Here is a 15143-nt window from a genome sequence, read left to right as displayed (position 1 = left end):
GGGTCCTGCGACGCGGCGGGGGCGGCGCCGGAGCCCACGCGGGCCAGCACGGCGCCGACCTCGACGGTGTCGTCCTCGTTCGCCAGGATCTCCACGAGGGTGCCGGCGACGGGGGACGGGATCTCGGTGTCGACCTTGTCGGTGGAGACCTCGAGCAGCGGCTCGTCGACCTCGACCTCGTCGCCGACGGACTTCAGCCAGCGGGTCACGGTCCCCTCGGTCACGGACTCGCCCAGCGCGGGCAGGGTGACCTCGGAGTCCTCGCCGCCGGCCGACGGGGCCTCGTCCGAGCCCTGGTCGGTGGAGGCGCGCTCCTCCGGAGCCGGCTCGCCGGCGGGCTCCTGCTGGGCGTCGTCCTGCTGCGCCTCCTCGACGGCGGGCTCCTCGGCCGCGGCGTCGTCCTCCGACGCGTCGGCGGAGCCGCCGCCGGAGCCGTCACCGATCGTGGCCAGCGGGGCGCCGACCTCGACGGTGTCGTCCTCCTCGACCAGGATCTCCTCGAGCACGCCGGCCACGGGGGACGGGATCTCGGTGTCGACCTTGTCGGTGGAGACCTCCACCAGGGGCTCGTCGACGGCGACCTCGTCGCCGACGGCCTTGAGCCAGCGGGTCACGGTGCCCTCGGTGACGGATTCGCCCAGGGCGGGCAGGTTCACGGTTTCAGACATGGTTCCGATGCTCCTCATGAGGGGTGGACGCCGGGGGCGCCCACCCGGGGTTGCGAGGTGGGCCCGACGCACGGACCCGGGATGGTCAGTGCGGTGGGTCAGCTGTGCAGCGGGTGGCCGAACAGAGCCATGGCGGCTTCGCCCAGGGCCTCGTTCTGCGTGGGGTGCGCGTGCACGAACTGGGCGACGTCCTCGGGGTAGGCCTCCCAGTTCACGATGAGCTGCGCCTCGCCGATCTGCTCGCCGATGCGCTTGCCGATGCCGTGCACGCCCACGATCGGGCCGTTCTTCTGGCGGACCATCTTGATGATGCCGCCGGTGCCGAGGATCGAGGACTTGCCGTTGCCGGCCAGGTTGTACTCGGCGACCTCGACGTTGTCCTTGCCGAACTTCTCCTCCGCCTTGGGCTGGGTGTAGCCCACGGACATGATCTCCGGCTCGGTGAAGGTGGCCTTCGGGATGTTGATGTCCTCGACCACCATCGGCTTGTTGCCGGCGATCTCCTCGGCCACGAAGATGCCCTGCTGGAAGCCGCGGTGCGCCAGCTGCAGGCCGGGGACGATGTCTCCCACGGCGTAGATGTTGCCGACGCCGGTGTGCAGGCGCTCATCGGTGAGGACGAAGCCGCGGTCCATCTTGACGCCCTGCTCCTCGTAGCCGAGGCCCTCGGTGTTCGGGCCACGGCCGACGGCGACGAGGCAGACCTCGGCCTCGAACACCTTGCCGTCCGCGAGGGTCACCTTGACGCCCGAGTCGGTCTCCTCGACCTTGTCGAAGAACGTGCCCAGGTTGGTCTTGATGCCCTTCTTCTTGAACTCGCGCTCGAGGACCTTGATGATCGCCGGATCCTCGTTGGGGACCAGGGTCTTCAGGCCCTCGATGATGGTGACGTCGACGCCGAAGGAGTTCCACAGGGACGCGAACTCGGAGCCGATCACACCGCCGCCGAGCACGATGGCCGACTTCGGGGTGTAGTCCAGCTCGAGGGCCTCCGTGGAGGTCATGATCTTCTTGGAGATGGGCAGGCCCATGGTCTTGGACACGGAGCCGGAGGCCAGCACGATGTTCTCTGCCGTGTAACGGGTGCCGTCGACCTCGACCTCGTTCTTCGAGACGAGCTTGCCGGCGCCCTCGATGACCTGGACCTTGCGCATCTTCAGCAGGCCGGCCAGGCCCTTGTGCTTGCCGGAGACGATGCCGTCCTTGTAGTCGCGGACCTTCGCCATGTCCACGGACTCGAGGGTCGCGTTGACGCCGACCTTGGCGGCGTTGCGGGTCTCGTCGGCCACCTCGGCGGCGTGCAGGTAGGCCTTCGTGGGGATGCAGCCCCAGTGCAGGCAGGTGCCGCCGACCTTGGACTTCTCCACGAGGGCGACGGACTTGCCGTACTGCACGGAACGCAGGGCTGCGGCGTACCCGGCGGAGCCACCGCCGAGGACGAGGACGTCGAATTCCTGAGCGGTTGCCGAATCGGCCACGGTGATGCTCCTTGAGGTCGGGTGTGTGTGGAGTCGTTGGCGATGCCCTCCGGCCGCACGGTCCCGGGATCCGCCGGGGGTGCGGCGTGGAGGCGTCTTCGTGAAACCTTACCCGGCACGTCCCGCGATGAGACCCACCAGGGTGCGCACCATCGTGCCGGTGGCGTCGCGCGGGGTGTAGCCGTAGGCGGCGGACTCGTTGAACGAGGGGCCGGCGATGTCCAGGTGCGCCCAGGGCGTGGGGGACTCGGCGCGCTCCGCGGCGGGGCGGCCGGCGTCGACGAACTCGCGGAGGAACGCGGCGGCCGTCATCATGCCGCCGAACCGCTCTCCCATGTTCGAGATGTCCGCCACCCGCGAGTCCAGGGAGGGGCGCAGCTGCTCCGGGATGGGCATGGGCCAGGCGAGCTCGCCGGCCGCGCCGGCCGCGGCCACGACCTCGTTGCGCAGGGCCTCGTCGCCCATGACACCGGTGTGCCGCACGCCCAGGGCGACCAGCTGGGCGCCGGTCAGGGTGGCGACGTCGAGGACGGCGTCCGGTCGCTCGTCCGTGGCGGCCACGAGGGCGTCCGCCATGACGACACGACCCTCGGCGTCGGTGTTCATCACCTCGACGGTCTTCCCGCCGTGCATGGTCAGGACGTCGGAGGGGCGCAGGGCCGTGTCCGAGGGCATGTTCTCCGCCATGGCGAGCCAGCCGGTCACCCGCACGGGGATCTCCAGGGCCGCGGCGGCGCGCACCACGGCGAACACGGTGGCGGCGCCGGCCATGTCCGACTTCATCGTCATCATGGACGCCGGGGGCTTGAGGGAGATGCCGCCGGTGTCGAAGGTGATGCCCTTGCCGACGAGGGCCACGTGTGCGCGCGCGCCGGCCGGGGCGTGCTCCACGCGCACCAGGCGCGGCGGGCGCGAGGAGCCCTGGCCGATGCCGACGATGCCGCCGAAGCCCTCGGCCGCCAGCTGCGCCTCGTCCCAGACGCGCACGTCCACATCGGTGCCCTCGAGGTCCCCGACGACGGCGTCGGCGAAGGAGGCGGGGTACAGGTGGGAGGGCGGCGTGTTCACGAGGTCGCGGACGGCGCAGACGGCGTCGCCGATCACGGCGGCGCGGCGCAGCACGGGCTCGGAGGCGGACGCCGGGAGGGGGGTGACGAGTTCCACAGTCGACACGGGAGCGCGCCCGGGCGTGTCGCCGGCGGACGTGAACGCCGTGAACGCATAGGCGCCCAGCGCGGCGCCCTCCGCGACGGCGGCCAGGCGGGACGGGGTGTCCGCCGGCAGGGCGAGGGCCACGGACTCCGTGCCGGCCAGGGAGCGCACGGCGGCGCCGGACGCCTGGCGGAGCGCCTCGTCGTCGGCCCCGCCGTCCTGGTCCAGGTCCCCCAGACCCACGAGAACGAGCAGGGGCCAGCGGGAGCCGGACAGGCCCGGCAGGCGGTGCACCTCGTCCGGACGCCCCTTGACCTCGAGCAGCTCGAGGGAGGACTCGAGGGCGACGGCGGCCTCGTCGGGCAGCGCGTCCGTGAGCAGCAGCGGCCCGTCCGGGCCGGCGCCGACGCCGACGACGACGGCCGGCGCGGTGACCTCCGCGAGCGATCGGGCGATGAGGGTCGGGCGTTCCTGCGAGATCACGGAGGGATTCCTTCCTGGAGGGGACGGTGCGTCGGGGCGCGTGGCCGCAGACGATGGCGGGTCCGCACCGGGACGTCCAGCCCATCCTAGCCAGGGCGGAATACGGGGCGACCCCGGATCCGTTGCCCCTCCAGAGGCACTCGGCCGCCCGGCGCGGGCGCAGCGGAGCCACGGACGAGGAGGACAGGACAGGTGCAGGACCCCACACAGCTCTACACCCGGCACGACGCCGCACCCGGGGACGCCGTGCCGGACGGGCTGGGCGTGCTCGTGACGCTGACGGGCCACCTCGACGCGGGGCACGTCGGCCGGCAGGTCGGCGCGGGGCTGCGGGAACGGCTGGCCCACCGCACGGTCGCCCGCTTCGACGTCGACCAGCTCCACGACTACCGCGCCCGGCGGCCACGGATCCGGTTCGACCGCGAGCGCTACACGGACCTGCGGATGCCCGCGCTCGACGTCGAGCTGATGGAGGACCTGCTCGGCCACCCGTTCCTGCTGGTGGCGGGGCCGGAGCCGGACATGCAGTGGGGCCGGTTCACCGCGGCCCTCCTGGGCCTGCTGCAGGAGTGGGAGGCCTCCTCCGCCACCTTCCTGGACGCCGCGCCGCTGCCGGTGCCCCACACCCGCCGCATCGGGGTGACCACCCACGGCAGCCGCGCCGACGCGCTCGAGGGCCTGTCCACGTGGAGCCCCGAGGCCGACGTCGTGGCGGGGCTCGTGCAGGTCCTGGAGCTGCGGGCCGAGGAGGCGGGGTTGCCGACGGCGGGCTACACCGTGCACGTGCCGCACTACGTGGCCGAGGCGGGCTACCCCCAGGCGGCCGTCGCCGCGCTCGAGTACGCCGGCGCCTCCCTGGACCTCATGCTCCCCACGGACGAGCTGCGCGACGCCGCCCGCGAGGTCGACGCGGAGCTCGAGCGGCAGGTCGCCGGCTCGCCCGAGGTCCAGACGATGATCACCGGTCTCGAGAAGAACTACGACCAGAACTCCGAGGGCCAGGAGCGCTCCCTGCTGGAGTCCCACGGCGAGCTCCCCGACGGCGACGAGCTCGCCTCCGCCGTGGAGGCGTACCTCGCCGAGCGGGACGAGTCGGTCCAGCCGCGGCCGACGACTCCTGCACAGGACGACGAGGGTCCCGCCCCGTCCCCGGACCCGCAGGTCTGACCGGCGGGGTGGGGTGCGGCCCCGCACGCTGGAGGGCATGGATCACCCTCCCGCCGTCCCGTCCGCCGTCCCCGCCGGGGTCACGCCTCCCCACCTGCCGGTCCTGCGGGCCCGTGGGGTGGACGACCTGCTCGGCTACGCGTTCCACGTCCTCGGGACCGAGCCGCGCGAGTCCATCCTCCTGGTGACCCTCGCGCGGGCTCGGCTGCGCGCCGTCGTCCGGGTGGACCGGCCCGGACGGGAGACGCCCCCGGCCGCGAGGCACTGGGCCGAGGCCGTCGCCGCGGTGGCCCGTCGCGACGCCGCGGCCGACGCCGTCGTCTGCGTGAGCCTCACCGGCCGGGCGGGCGGACTCGAGCCGCCCGGCTGGTGGCCGCCCCTGGTGCGGGCCCTGCGGGACCGGGGGATCCCGGCGCGGGAGGGATGGGGCGTCGTCGCCGGGCACGCCGCCCGCTGGCCGGTGGAGCCGGGCGCAGGCCCCGGCCCGCTGGAGGAGGTGGATCCCCGCCACTCCGACCTCTCCCTGCACCTGATCGGCGCGGGCTCGGTCTGGGGCCTGCGCGCGGGACACCGGTCCGTGCCCACCCCCGCGGCCCTCGACCCGGCCGCCCCGGACCGCCCGCACTGGACGGCGGCCCGCGCCCGCCCCGAGGCGCCCGGACCGTGGCTGGCCGCGTGGGAGCGCGTCCTGGACGGAGGCGGGCTGCCCGAGCGCCCCGCAGGACGGGCCCGCCTCGGCGCCGGGCTCGAGCACCCCGCCCGGCGGGACGCCCTGCTGATCGCCGCCGCCGGTGCCGCCGCGGACGAGCTCCCCGCCGCGGAGCGCGCCGCGCTCCTGACCGGCACCCGCGACCCCGGGCCGGACTGGCGACGCCTCGACCGGCTCTGGGACGCCCTGCGCGCGCTCGCGGCCGACGCGCCGGCGCCCTGCGCCGCGCCGGCGCTCGCCCTCGCCGCCTGGATCTGCTGGGCACGGGGCGAGGGCACCGCGGCGGGCGCCCACTTGGACGTGGCGAGGCGGCTCGCCCCCCGGGATCCGCTGGTCGGGGTGCTGAGGCGGATCCTGGACGCGGGGGCCGTCTGCGCCTGGGCGGCGGATCCCCGCCGCGCCTGGACCCCGTGGGATCCGCAGGACCCGGCGTCCGGCATGAGAGGATGAGGCGGTTCGACGCATGCCGAGGCGGTTCGACTCCGCCCGCGGAGGAATAGACGCCGGCCTCCCCGTGTTGAGCACTTCGAGACCCTGCACTCCACGGGGCCGCCGACGCCGTCGTCGGTCCGTGGACTTGACAGGGTCACGTGCATATGACGCCGTGCTCCGCGATGACGGCGGGCACCCCGACGGAAAGGCCTCGAGTGACCACTTCGACGACCAGCGGCAAGCAGGACGGCAAGGAGACCGCCGCCTCGACCACGACGGCCGCCGCCGCGAAGAAGACCACCACCGCGGCGAAGAAGAAGACCACCGCCGCCGCGGCGAAGAAGCCCGCGGCCGCGAAGACGGCCTCCGGCGCGTCCACCGCCGCGAAGAAGACGACCGCGAAGTCGACCGCCGCCCAGGCGACCACCACGCGCGGGGCGACGACCACGAAGGCCGCCGCGGACGCGGAGACCGAGGCCGCGCCCGCCGCCGCGCCGCGCAAGCGGACCTCCACGGCCACGTCGACCGCCAAGGCGGCCCCCAAGAAGACGACGCGCGCCCCCAAGAAGACCGCTTCCAAGGCCGTGGCCGAAGAGGAGCTCGTCGAGGAGGAGGACCTCGAGCTGGACGCCGACGACGTCGCGGAGCAGGCCTCGCAGGACGGGGACGACGCCGACGCGGACGGCTCGGACGCCCCCGCCGCAGAGGACCTGGTCGCCACCACGGAGAAGCCCGCCGAGACCGCCGCCAAGGGTGCGTTCGTGATGGACAACTCCGAGGACGACGCCCCGGTCCAGCAGGTCGTGGTGGCCGGCGCCACCGCCGACCCCGTGAAGGACTACCTCAAGCAGATCGGCAAGGTCGCCCTGCTCAACGCGGAGCAGGAGGTGGACCTCGCCATGCGCATCGAGGCCGGCCTCTACGCCGAGCACCACTTCGCCGAGAACCCGCCCGAGGACTACCGGCTGCGCCGCGACGTCGAGCTGATCATCGCCGACGGCCGCCGCGCCAAGAACCACCTGCTCGAGGCCAACCTGCGCCTCGTCGTCTCCCTGGCCAAGAGGTACACGGGCCGCGGCATGCTGTTCCTGGACCTCATCCAGGAGGGAAACCTCGGCCTCATCCGCGCCGTGGAGAAGTTCGACTACACCAAGGGCTTCAAGTTCTCGACCTACGCGACGTGGTGGATCCGCCAGGCCATCACCCGCGCCATGGCGGACCAGGCCCGCACCATCCGCATCCCCGTGCACATGGTGGAGGTCATCAACAAGCTGGCCCGCGTGCAGCGCCAGATGCTGCAGGACCTCGGCCGCGAGCCCACCCCGGAGGAGCTGGCCAAGGAGCTGGACATGACCCCGGAGAAGGTCGTGGAAGTCCAGAAGTACGGCCGCGAGCCCATCTCCCTGCACACGCCCCTCGGCGAGGACGGCGACTCCGAGTTCGGCGACCTCATCGAGGACTCCGAGGCCGTGGTCCCCGCGGACGCCGTGTCCTTCACCCTGCTCCAAGAGCAGCTGCACTCCGTGCTGGACACGCTCTCCGAGCGCGAGGCCGGCGTGGTCGCGATGCGCTTCGGCCTCACCGACGGCCAGCCCAAGACCCTGGACGAGATCGGCAAGGTCTACGGCGTCACGCGCGAGCGCATCCGTCAGATCGAGTCCAAGACGATGTCCAAGCTGCGCCACCCGTCCCGCTCCCAGGTGCTGCGGGACTACCTGGACTGATCCGTCCCGCACACGACGACGGCCCGTCCCCTCCACGCGGAGGGTGACGGGCCGTCGTCATCAGGGGCCGGCATGAGCCGGGCCTCGGTCTCAGGCGGCGGTGGAGCCGTCCAGCTCCTCGGTCTGGTCCTGCCACAGGGCCGCCTGCGGGCGGAGCGAGGCCTCGACGCCGCGGGCGTGATGGCCGCAGAAGAGCAGCTCGCCGCCGGAGGGCAGCACGGCGCGGACGTAGGCCTGGGCGCCACAGCGGTCGCAACGGTCGGCGCGGGTGAGGGCGGCCGGTTCGGCCACGGCGGTGATGGACATGCGTCCTCCTCGTCTTCGTTCGGGTCAGGGGCGCGGAGCGCGCCGCATCCTGTCCACTGGAACGCCCAGCATGGCACCCTCCTTCCCGGCGCGGGCTCCGAGCCCCGCTGTTTCGCCACCCGCGTACGCGGCGCCGGTGCCGCCGCGGCCGAGGGGCCACCGTTGTCACGTCTGTCGCGCCGGTAGGCTGGGACGACCCCGCCGCCGCCCCGGAAGGACCGCCCCCTGTGCCCGCGAACACCGAGTACTCCGCCCGCCACCTCTCCGTTCTGGAGGGGCTCGAGGCGGTGCGCAAGCGTCCGGGCATGTACATCGGCTCGACGGACTCGCGCGGGCTCATGCACTGCCTGTGGGAGATCATCGACAACTCCGTGGACGAGGCCCTGGCCGGCTTCGGCCAGTCCATCGACGTCACGCTGCACCCGGACGGGTCGGTCGAGGTCGCGGACAACGGCCGCGGCATCCCGGTGGACGTGGAGCCGCGCACGGGGCTGACCGGCGTCGAGGTGGTCTTCACCAAGCTCCACGCCGGCGGCAAGTTCGGCGGCGGTTCCTACGCGGCCTCGGGCGGCCTCCACGGCGTGGGCGCCTCCGTGGTCAACGCCCTGTCCTCCCGCCTGGACGTGCAGGTGGTGCGCGGGGGCAAGGTCCATCAGCTCTCGTTCCGGCGCGGCGAGCCCGGTCGCTTCCAGGACGGCTCCCGCCCCACCCCGGACGCGCCGTTCGAGCCGGCCGCCGACGCCGCCCCGCTGGACGTCGTCGGGAAGGCCAAGCGCGGGCAGACCGGCACCCGCGTCCGCTACTGGGCGGACGAGCAGATCTTCACCCCGGACGCGACGTTCTCCATGGAGGACCTCCAGGCGCGCGCCCGGCAGACCGCCTACCTCATCCCGGGCTTGCGCATCGCGGTCACCGACCTGCGGCGCCTCACGGGCACGGCGGGGGAGGCGGGGCCGGTCCAGGAGGTCTACCAGTACGACGGCGGCATCGCCGAGTTCGTGGACCACCTCACCCCCGCCAAGCCGGTGACCGACGTCTGGCGGATCCAGGGCTCCGGCACCTTCACGGAGCGGGTCCCGGTGCTCGGCGAGGACGGCCGCACGCAGATGCAGGACGTGCAGCGCACCTGCGAGGTGGACGTGGCCCTGCGGTGGGACGTGGGCTACGAGACCGTGTTCCGCTCGTTCGTGAACATCATCGCCACGCCCAAGGGCGGCACCCACCAGTCCGGCTTCGAGTCGGCGCTGCTCAAGGTGTTCCGCGCCCAGGTGGAGGCCGGCGCGCGCCGTCTGAAGGCCGGCTCGGACCGTCCGGACAAGGACGACGTCCTGGCGGGCATGACCGCGGTCCTCACCGTGCGCCTGGCCGAGCCGCAGTTCGAGGGGCAGACCAAGGAGATCCTGGGCACCCCCGCGGTCCGCAGGATCGTGGCCCGGGTGGTGGAGAAGGAGCTCACGGCCCTGCTGACCTCCACGGCCCGCGGCCAGAAGCAGCAGGTCGGCGCGCTTCTGGAGAAGGTCGTGGCGGAGATGAAGTCCCGCATCTCGGCCCGCACGCACAAGGAGAACCAGCGGCGCAAGAACGCCCTGGAGACCTCCACCATGCCCGCGAAGCTCGCGGACTGCCGCTCCAACGACGTCGCCGCCTCTGAGCTGTTCATCGTCGAGGGCGACTCCGCCCTCGGCACCGCCAAGCTGGCCCGCTCCTCCGACTTCCAGGCCCTCCTGCCCATCCGCGGCAAGATCCTGAACGTCCAGAAGGCCTCGGTCTCCGACATCCTCTCCAACGCCGAGTGCGCGGCCCTGATCCAGGTGGTCGGGGGCGGCGCGGGGCGCGGCTTCGACCTCGACGCCGCCCGCTACGGCAAGGTCATCCTCATGACGGACGCCGACGTCGACGGCGCCCACATCCGCACCCTGCTCCTCACCCTCTTCTTCCGGTACATGCGCCCCATGGTGGAGGCCGGCCGGGTGTACGCCGCCGTGCCGCCGCTGCACCGCATCGAGGCCGTGACCCGCGGGAAGAAGGAGCGGGAGGTCATCTACACCTACTCCGAGGCGGAGCTTCACGAGGTCCTCGCACGGCTCGAGGCCGAGGGCCGCACCTACCGCGAGCCGATCCAGCGGTACAAGGGCTTGGGCGAGATGGACGCCGACCAGCTCGCGGAGACCACCATGGACCCCCGCCACCGCATGCTCCGCCGCGTGACCATCTCCGAGGTGGAGGCCGCGGAGAGGGTGTTCGAGCTGCTGATGGGCTCCTCGGTGGCCCCGCGCAAGGCGTTCATCGTCTCGAACGCGGACGAGCTGGACCGCGAACGCATCGACGCCTGACCCGCACCGCCGGCCAATCCTCGCCCCCCGACCCCGCCCCTCATGGACGCACCCCTGGCCTTGCTATGCTCCCGCCACGGACGCCGTGGCTCAGAATACAGGTCGACGAGTCGGCGAGCCCCTCACGGAGCGCTCCGACGCTGGGACGGGCCACACCGCCGCTTCTCAGGGGAGGGACGGCACGCTCCGGGGCGATGCCCCCGCCTGGCGCGCCGCCGGCGTGGGCGCCGCGTTCGGGCTGGCCTCGGTGGTGTGCAGCCTGCAGGACCACCTCGCCGAGTGGTCAGCCATCGGCGGGGCGGCCGCCTTCATGGCCCTCGGCCTGCTGTCCATGACGGGGCTGCGCTTCGTGGTGGACCAGGAGAAGGCCAGGAGGACCGTCTTCTACGCCGGTGAGCGACAGGGGGCCTGGTTCCTGCTGAACTTCCTGGGGATCTTCCAGATCCCGCGGTTCCTCATCTCCGGCATCGCCGACCCCACCGGGCTCGTGCTCGCCGCCGCGGGGCTCGGCATCGTGGTCGCCGTAGCGAACCAGGCCCTCGTGAGCCGGTACATGACCGGCCGCCGCCAGCCGGACCCGGAGCCCGTCCCCCTCGGGTGAGGCACGGCGCCCCTGCGGTCCCCACAGGACGGCGGGCGCCCGCTCGTCCTGGTGACGTCCTCCCGCCTCCGGAGGGTCAGCGGTCGCGGTAGTACGCCGCCAGGCGCAGCAGGCCCTCGTCCATCGAGACGGACGGCGTCCAGTCGAGCACCTCGCGCGTGCGGCGCTGGTCGAACCAGTGCGACGTCGACAGCTGCTCGGCGAGGAACTCGGTCAGGGGCGGCTCGCCGTCGGCGGAGCCGCGCCCGGAGGAGCGGACCCCGAAGAGGTCGCGCTCCCACGCCCGCTCGATGAGCGCGCCGGCGCGGCGGGCCACGCCCGCGGGCACGGTGCGCTCGGGCTCCGGGGCGCCGCCGGCGAGCGCGATCCGGCGGATCAGCTCGCCCACGGGGCGCGGCTCGCCGTTGGTCACGACGAGGGCCTCGCCGTGGGTGTGGTCCACCGCGGAGACCGCGGCCACCACGGCCTCCACCGCGTTGCCCGTGTAGAGCGTGTCCACCAGCGCCGCGCCCGAGCCCAGCACCGGCATCCGGCCCTCCCGGGCCCGCTGCACGATCCGGTCGGTGAGCTGCAGGTCACCCGGGCCCCACATCAGGTGCGGCCGCAGGGCCAGCACCCGGAAGTCGTCGGCGTCCGCGCCCAGGGCGATCAGCTCGCCGGCCGCCTTCGTGCGGGCGTAGGGGCCGCGGGCGTGCTCCGGGTCCGCCGGGCCGGCGCCCTCGCCGACGATCGACGCGCCGGCGTGGGCGACCGACGGGGACGAGACGTGCACGAACCGGTGCACACCCCGGCGCCGCGCGGCGTGCACCAGGATCCGGGTGCCCTCCACGTTCACGGCGGCGAACTCCTCCTCGGGCCCGCTCACGGAGACCTTCGCGGCGACGTGCACCACCGTGTCCACGCCCTCGAGTGCGCGTTCGACGGCGGCCGGGTCGGTCACCGAGCCGAGCACGTCCACCGCGCCCGGCACCCCGGACGGCCGGCGCTGCAGGGTGGTGACAGGGTTGCCCGCCTCCGCCAGGACGCGCGCGACGCCCGAGCCGAGCAGGCCGGAGGCGCCCGTGACCAGGACCCGCCGGTGCTCCACCCGTTCGGCCAGCTGCAGCAGACCGTCGTCCCCGAGGTGGACCTCGAAGCCCATGCGGCTCACAGCCCGTCCACCGTCCCCCCGGCGAGCACGCCCTCGGCCCAGCGGGCGACCCGGGGCCGGTCGATCTTGGAGTTGTGGCGGATGTCCGTGGGGATGTGGTCCGCCACCAGCACCGCCGCCACGGGCAGCGGCTCCAGCGCGGAGCGCACCGAGGCCGCCAGGGCAGTGGGGGCCAGGCCCTGCTTGGGCCTGCCGTCCCGATGGTGGCCGGCGCGGCGGGGCGGGCGCGCCGCCGGGACCGCGGCCTCGACCACGACGACGACGGCCTGCGTCCCGGCCGGGCCGACGCCCACCACGGCGGAGCGCGCGACGGGCCCGAGCGCGTCGACGACGCCCTCGGGGCCGCCGGGCGCCAGGGGGCGGTCGGGGGTGGTGAGCACGTGCTGGGCGCGACCCTCGATCCAGACCCGGCCCTCGGCGTCGAAGTGGCCGACGTCGGCGGTGCGGTGCCACACGCGGCCGTCGCGGCGGATCAGCCCGTCGCGCTTGGACTGGTGGTCCGTGAACCACAGGGCGTCGTAGCGGTCCTTCAGGTGCGGCGCGGAGACCACGAATTCGCCGAGGACGCCGTGACCGGCGGCCGGATCCAGGGTGACCTCCTCGGGGGTGCCGTCCTCCGCCAGGGGGGCGATGCGGAACTCGACCGTGGGCAACGGGGAGCCCACGCACACGCCGGCGTCGTCGGCGCGCCGCAGGGCGTGGATGGTCTCGCCGTCGATGTTGGCGAGGAGGAGCCCCTCTGTCATGCCGTAGGGGGTGTTCACCTCGGCCTCCGGCATGAGCGCGGAGACCTGGCGCAGCAGGGCGGGGTGGACGGGGGCGCCGGCCGAGAGCACCTGGCGGACCTGACGCAGGGCCGTGCGCTGCTCGCCGCTGAGGTCCCCGGCCGTGGCGACCACGTTGGCCAGCGCGGCGGGCGAGGCGAAGAGCACGGAGGACTGTCCGGCGATCGCGGCGTCGGCCAGGGCCGCGGCCGTCAGCGTGGCCGGCTTGGTCACGTCCATCACGGGGGAGACGGACGCGGCGCCGAGCGCGGGCCCCAGCAGGGCGAAGGGCGCGAAGCCGGCCAGCAGGGAGGCGCCCGGGCGGATGTCCAGGGTGCGCGCGATCAGCCGCACGAGGTGGCCGAGCCGCTCGTGCGTGTACACGACACCCTTGGCGGGACCCGTGGAGCCGGACGTGAACAGCACCGCGGCGTCCGCGCCGAGCTCCGGCACGGGCAGCGGCGCGCCGGCGGCGTCGCGGGGAACGCCCAGCTCGGGGGCCCGGTGGCGGTCCACCATCGCGTAGAGGGAGTCCGACACGTCCAGCAGGGCGCGCTGCGGTGCGGCCAGCGTGGAGACGGACAGGCGGGTGCCCGGCCAGTTCTGCGCGCGGGCCAGCGTGAGCCCAGCGGTCTTCCCGATCACCCAGCGTGGGCGGGCGGACTTCATGGCCCGGGTCATCCCGGAGACGCCCAGCCCCTGGTCGGCGACGACCGCGACGGCCCCGACGCGCAGCACGGCGTAGAGGGCGGCGGAGAGGTCGCGGCCGGGCGGCACCAGCATGGACACCCGGTCGCCGGGGCGCATGCCGGCCTCCCACAGGCCCGTGGCGATCGCCGAGACGGTCTCCTGGAACTCGCCCCAGGACACGGCGACGGGGCGGCGCGCCCCGCCGAAGAGGGCGCGCGAGGCCTCGGCGCCCGCCATGTCCACGAGGGCGGTGTACTCCCGCATGGGGGAGTCGGGCGCGCCCCAGTCCTCGAGCCGGTCCCACAGCCGGGGCAGGCCCGCCGGGGACCCGGCCTCGGAGGCGTGGTCGGCGATGTCCACGTGCACGCCGCGCGAGGCCTCCGGCAGCAGCGGCAGCGCCGAGGTCCGCGGGGCGGCGTCGTCCGCGTGGGGCCGCGGCCCGGGCAGCCCGGAGGCGGGGTCCGCCAGCAGCCCGGCGGTCAGCAGCTGGGCCCACGTGAGCAGCGGGGTGACGACGTCGCGGTCGTCGATCAGCAGGTGCCCGGCCTCCTCGTAGCGGTGCACGCGAGCGGCGGGGAGCCGGTCGCGGAGGTCGTCGAGGTAGCGGTCCAGGAAGACGGGGTCGTCCGCACCCCACTGGATCAGCGCGGGCGTCCCCTGCGCGCCGAGCGCGCTGACGCCGGAGGAGACCTCCTCCAGGGCCGCGTGGCTGCCGTGGGAGGCGTCCACCGGGATGTCGGCGACGAACCCGCCGACGCCGCCGCGGCGCTCCGCCGAGGGGTAGGGCAGGTGGTAGGCGGCGCGGACCTCAGGGGCGAGGGAGGGCTTGGCCAGCGAGGTGGTCACCGCGATGAACGCGTCCGTGCTCACGGTGGAGGCGGGCAGCACGGGTCCGGCCAGGGCGGCCTGGAGGGGCGCGGGGATCTTCGCCTGCGGCGGCTGGTGGACCGCCGTGTTGAGTGTGGAGACGCCGGCCACGACGTCCCGGTGGCGCCCGGCCCAGCCGAGGGAGACGACGCCGCCCCAGTCGTGGCCGAGGGTGATCAGCGGGTGGCCCGTCGCGGCCAGGTCCGTGAGGCCGAGCGCGGCGGTGAGGGCGTCGAGGTCGTCGAGCCGGTCCCCGAGGGAGCGGTAGGTGCTGCGGGCCCGGCCCATCTCGGAGGGGGTGGGGGAGGCCGGATGCTCGAGGCGCTCGGAGTAGCCCATGTCGAGCTGGTCCGGGGCCACCACGCGCCAGGCCTGCTGGCCGCGCCGGGCCCGGCGGGTGGTCTCCGCCAGGAGGGCGCGCCACAGGTAGGACCAGGTGGGGTTTCCGTGCACGGCGAGGATCGTGCCCGCGAGCTCGGCGCCGAGGGCGGCCAGCTGCGGCCCGTTGTCCGCGACGTGCAGGGTGCGCTCGACGCCGGGCAGGTCCGCGGCGGAGCGGATGGTCACGAGTCGCGACCAGTCGGGGTCCCAGCCGGGCAGCTGGTCGAACGGGGGGAGG

Annotated in this window: 11 protein-coding genes; 5 read left to right on the top strand and 6 right to left on the bottom strand. The window is 74.2% G+C overall.

Going from position 1 to position 15143, the window contains the following annotated elements; all coding sequences use genetic code 11:
• The 3 genes from MHY29_RS07670 to MHY29_RS07660 all read right to left on the bottom strand — a co-directional run.
• On the bottom strand, positions 1-668 hold a 668-nt coding region (locus MHY29_RS07670; RefSeq protein WP_305080755.1), incomplete at its 3' end, for a biotin/lipoyl-containing protein.
• Positions 669-766: 98 nt separating this feature from the next.
• Entirely contained in the window at positions 767-2146 is a 1380-nt protein-coding gene (gene lpdA / locus MHY29_RS07665) for a dihydrolipoyl dehydrogenase (protein ID WP_239239690.1), read from the bottom strand.
• 108 nt (positions 2147-2254) lie between these two features.
• Positions 2255-3781, bottom strand: coding sequence for a leucyl aminopeptidase (locus MHY29_RS07660; protein WP_224354703.1), 1527 nt, complete (start codon positions 3779-3781; stop codon positions 2255-2257).
• A 192-nt stretch (positions 3782-3973) separates the two neighbouring features.
• Here MHY29_RS07660 and MHY29_RS07655 point away from each other — a divergent pair, with 192 nt between their 5' ends.
• The 3 genes from MHY29_RS07655 to MHY29_RS07645 all read left to right on the top strand — a co-directional run bounded on the left by MHY29_RS07655 (position 3974) and on the right by MHY29_RS07645 (position 7813).
• A complete protein-coding gene (locus MHY29_RS07655; RefSeq protein WP_224354704.1) occupies positions 3974-4948 on the top strand; it encodes a PAC2 family protein in 975 nt (324 codons plus the stop codon).
• A gap of 37 nt (positions 4949-4985) precedes the next feature.
• Positions 4986-6107, top strand: coding sequence for a DUF4192 family protein (locus tag MHY29_RS07650; RefSeq protein WP_286670215.1), 1122 nt, complete (start codon positions 4986-4988; stop codon positions 6105-6107).
• Between the two features lie 164 nt (positions 6108-6271).
• Positions 6272-7813: an RNA polymerase sigma factor gene (locus MHY29_RS07645; protein WP_370643479.1), complete on the top strand. Its 1542-nt coding sequence runs from the start codon at positions 6272-6274 to the stop codon at positions 7811-7813.
• A gap of 90 nt (positions 7814-7903) precedes the next feature.
• Here the strand turns inward: MHY29_RS07645 and MHY29_RS07640 are convergent, their stop codons facing one another.
• Positions 7904-8119 (bottom strand): hypothetical protein, encoded by a 216-nt coding sequence (locus MHY29_RS07640; protein WP_224354705.1) that lies wholly within the window; start codon positions 8117-8119, stop codon positions 7904-7906.
• Positions 8120-8346: 227 nt separating this feature from the next.
• Here MHY29_RS07640 and MHY29_RS07635 point away from each other — a divergent pair, with 227 nt between their 5' ends.
• Together MHY29_RS07635 and MHY29_RS07630 are read left to right on the top strand one after the other, a co-directional pair.
• Positions 8347-10452 (top strand): type IIA DNA topoisomerase subunit B, encoded by a 2106-nt coding sequence (locus MHY29_RS07635; protein ID WP_224354706.1) that lies wholly within the window; start codon positions 8347-8349, stop codon positions 10450-10452.
• Between the two features lie 220 nt (positions 10453-10672).
• Complete coding sequence (locus MHY29_RS07630; protein ID WP_239239684.1) at positions 10673-11053, top strand: hypothetical protein; 381 nt, start codon at positions 10673-10675, stop codon at positions 11051-11053.
• A gap of 76 nt (positions 11054-11129) precedes the next feature.
• Here the strand turns inward: MHY29_RS07630 and MHY29_RS07625 are convergent, their stop codons facing one another.
• Positions 11130-12194: an NAD(P)-dependent oxidoreductase gene (locus MHY29_RS07625; RefSeq protein WP_255718711.1), complete on the bottom strand. Its 1065-nt coding sequence runs from the start codon at positions 12192-12194 to the stop codon at positions 11130-11132.
• 5 nt (positions 12195-12199) lie between these two features.
• Positions 12200-15143, bottom strand: a 2944-nt coding sequence (locus tag MHY29_RS07620; protein ID WP_239239681.1) for an alpha/beta fold hydrolase, incomplete at its 5' end; no start/stop codon positions are given.

This window comes from Micrococcus sp. ACRRV, assembly GCF_022346985.1.
Classification (GTDB): Bacteria; Actinomycetota; Actinomycetes; order Actinomycetales; family Micrococcaceae; genus Micrococcus; species Micrococcus porci.
The sequence above is the reverse complement of the archived record's forward strand: the minus strand, read 5'-3'. Positions and strand labels throughout refer to the sequence as shown.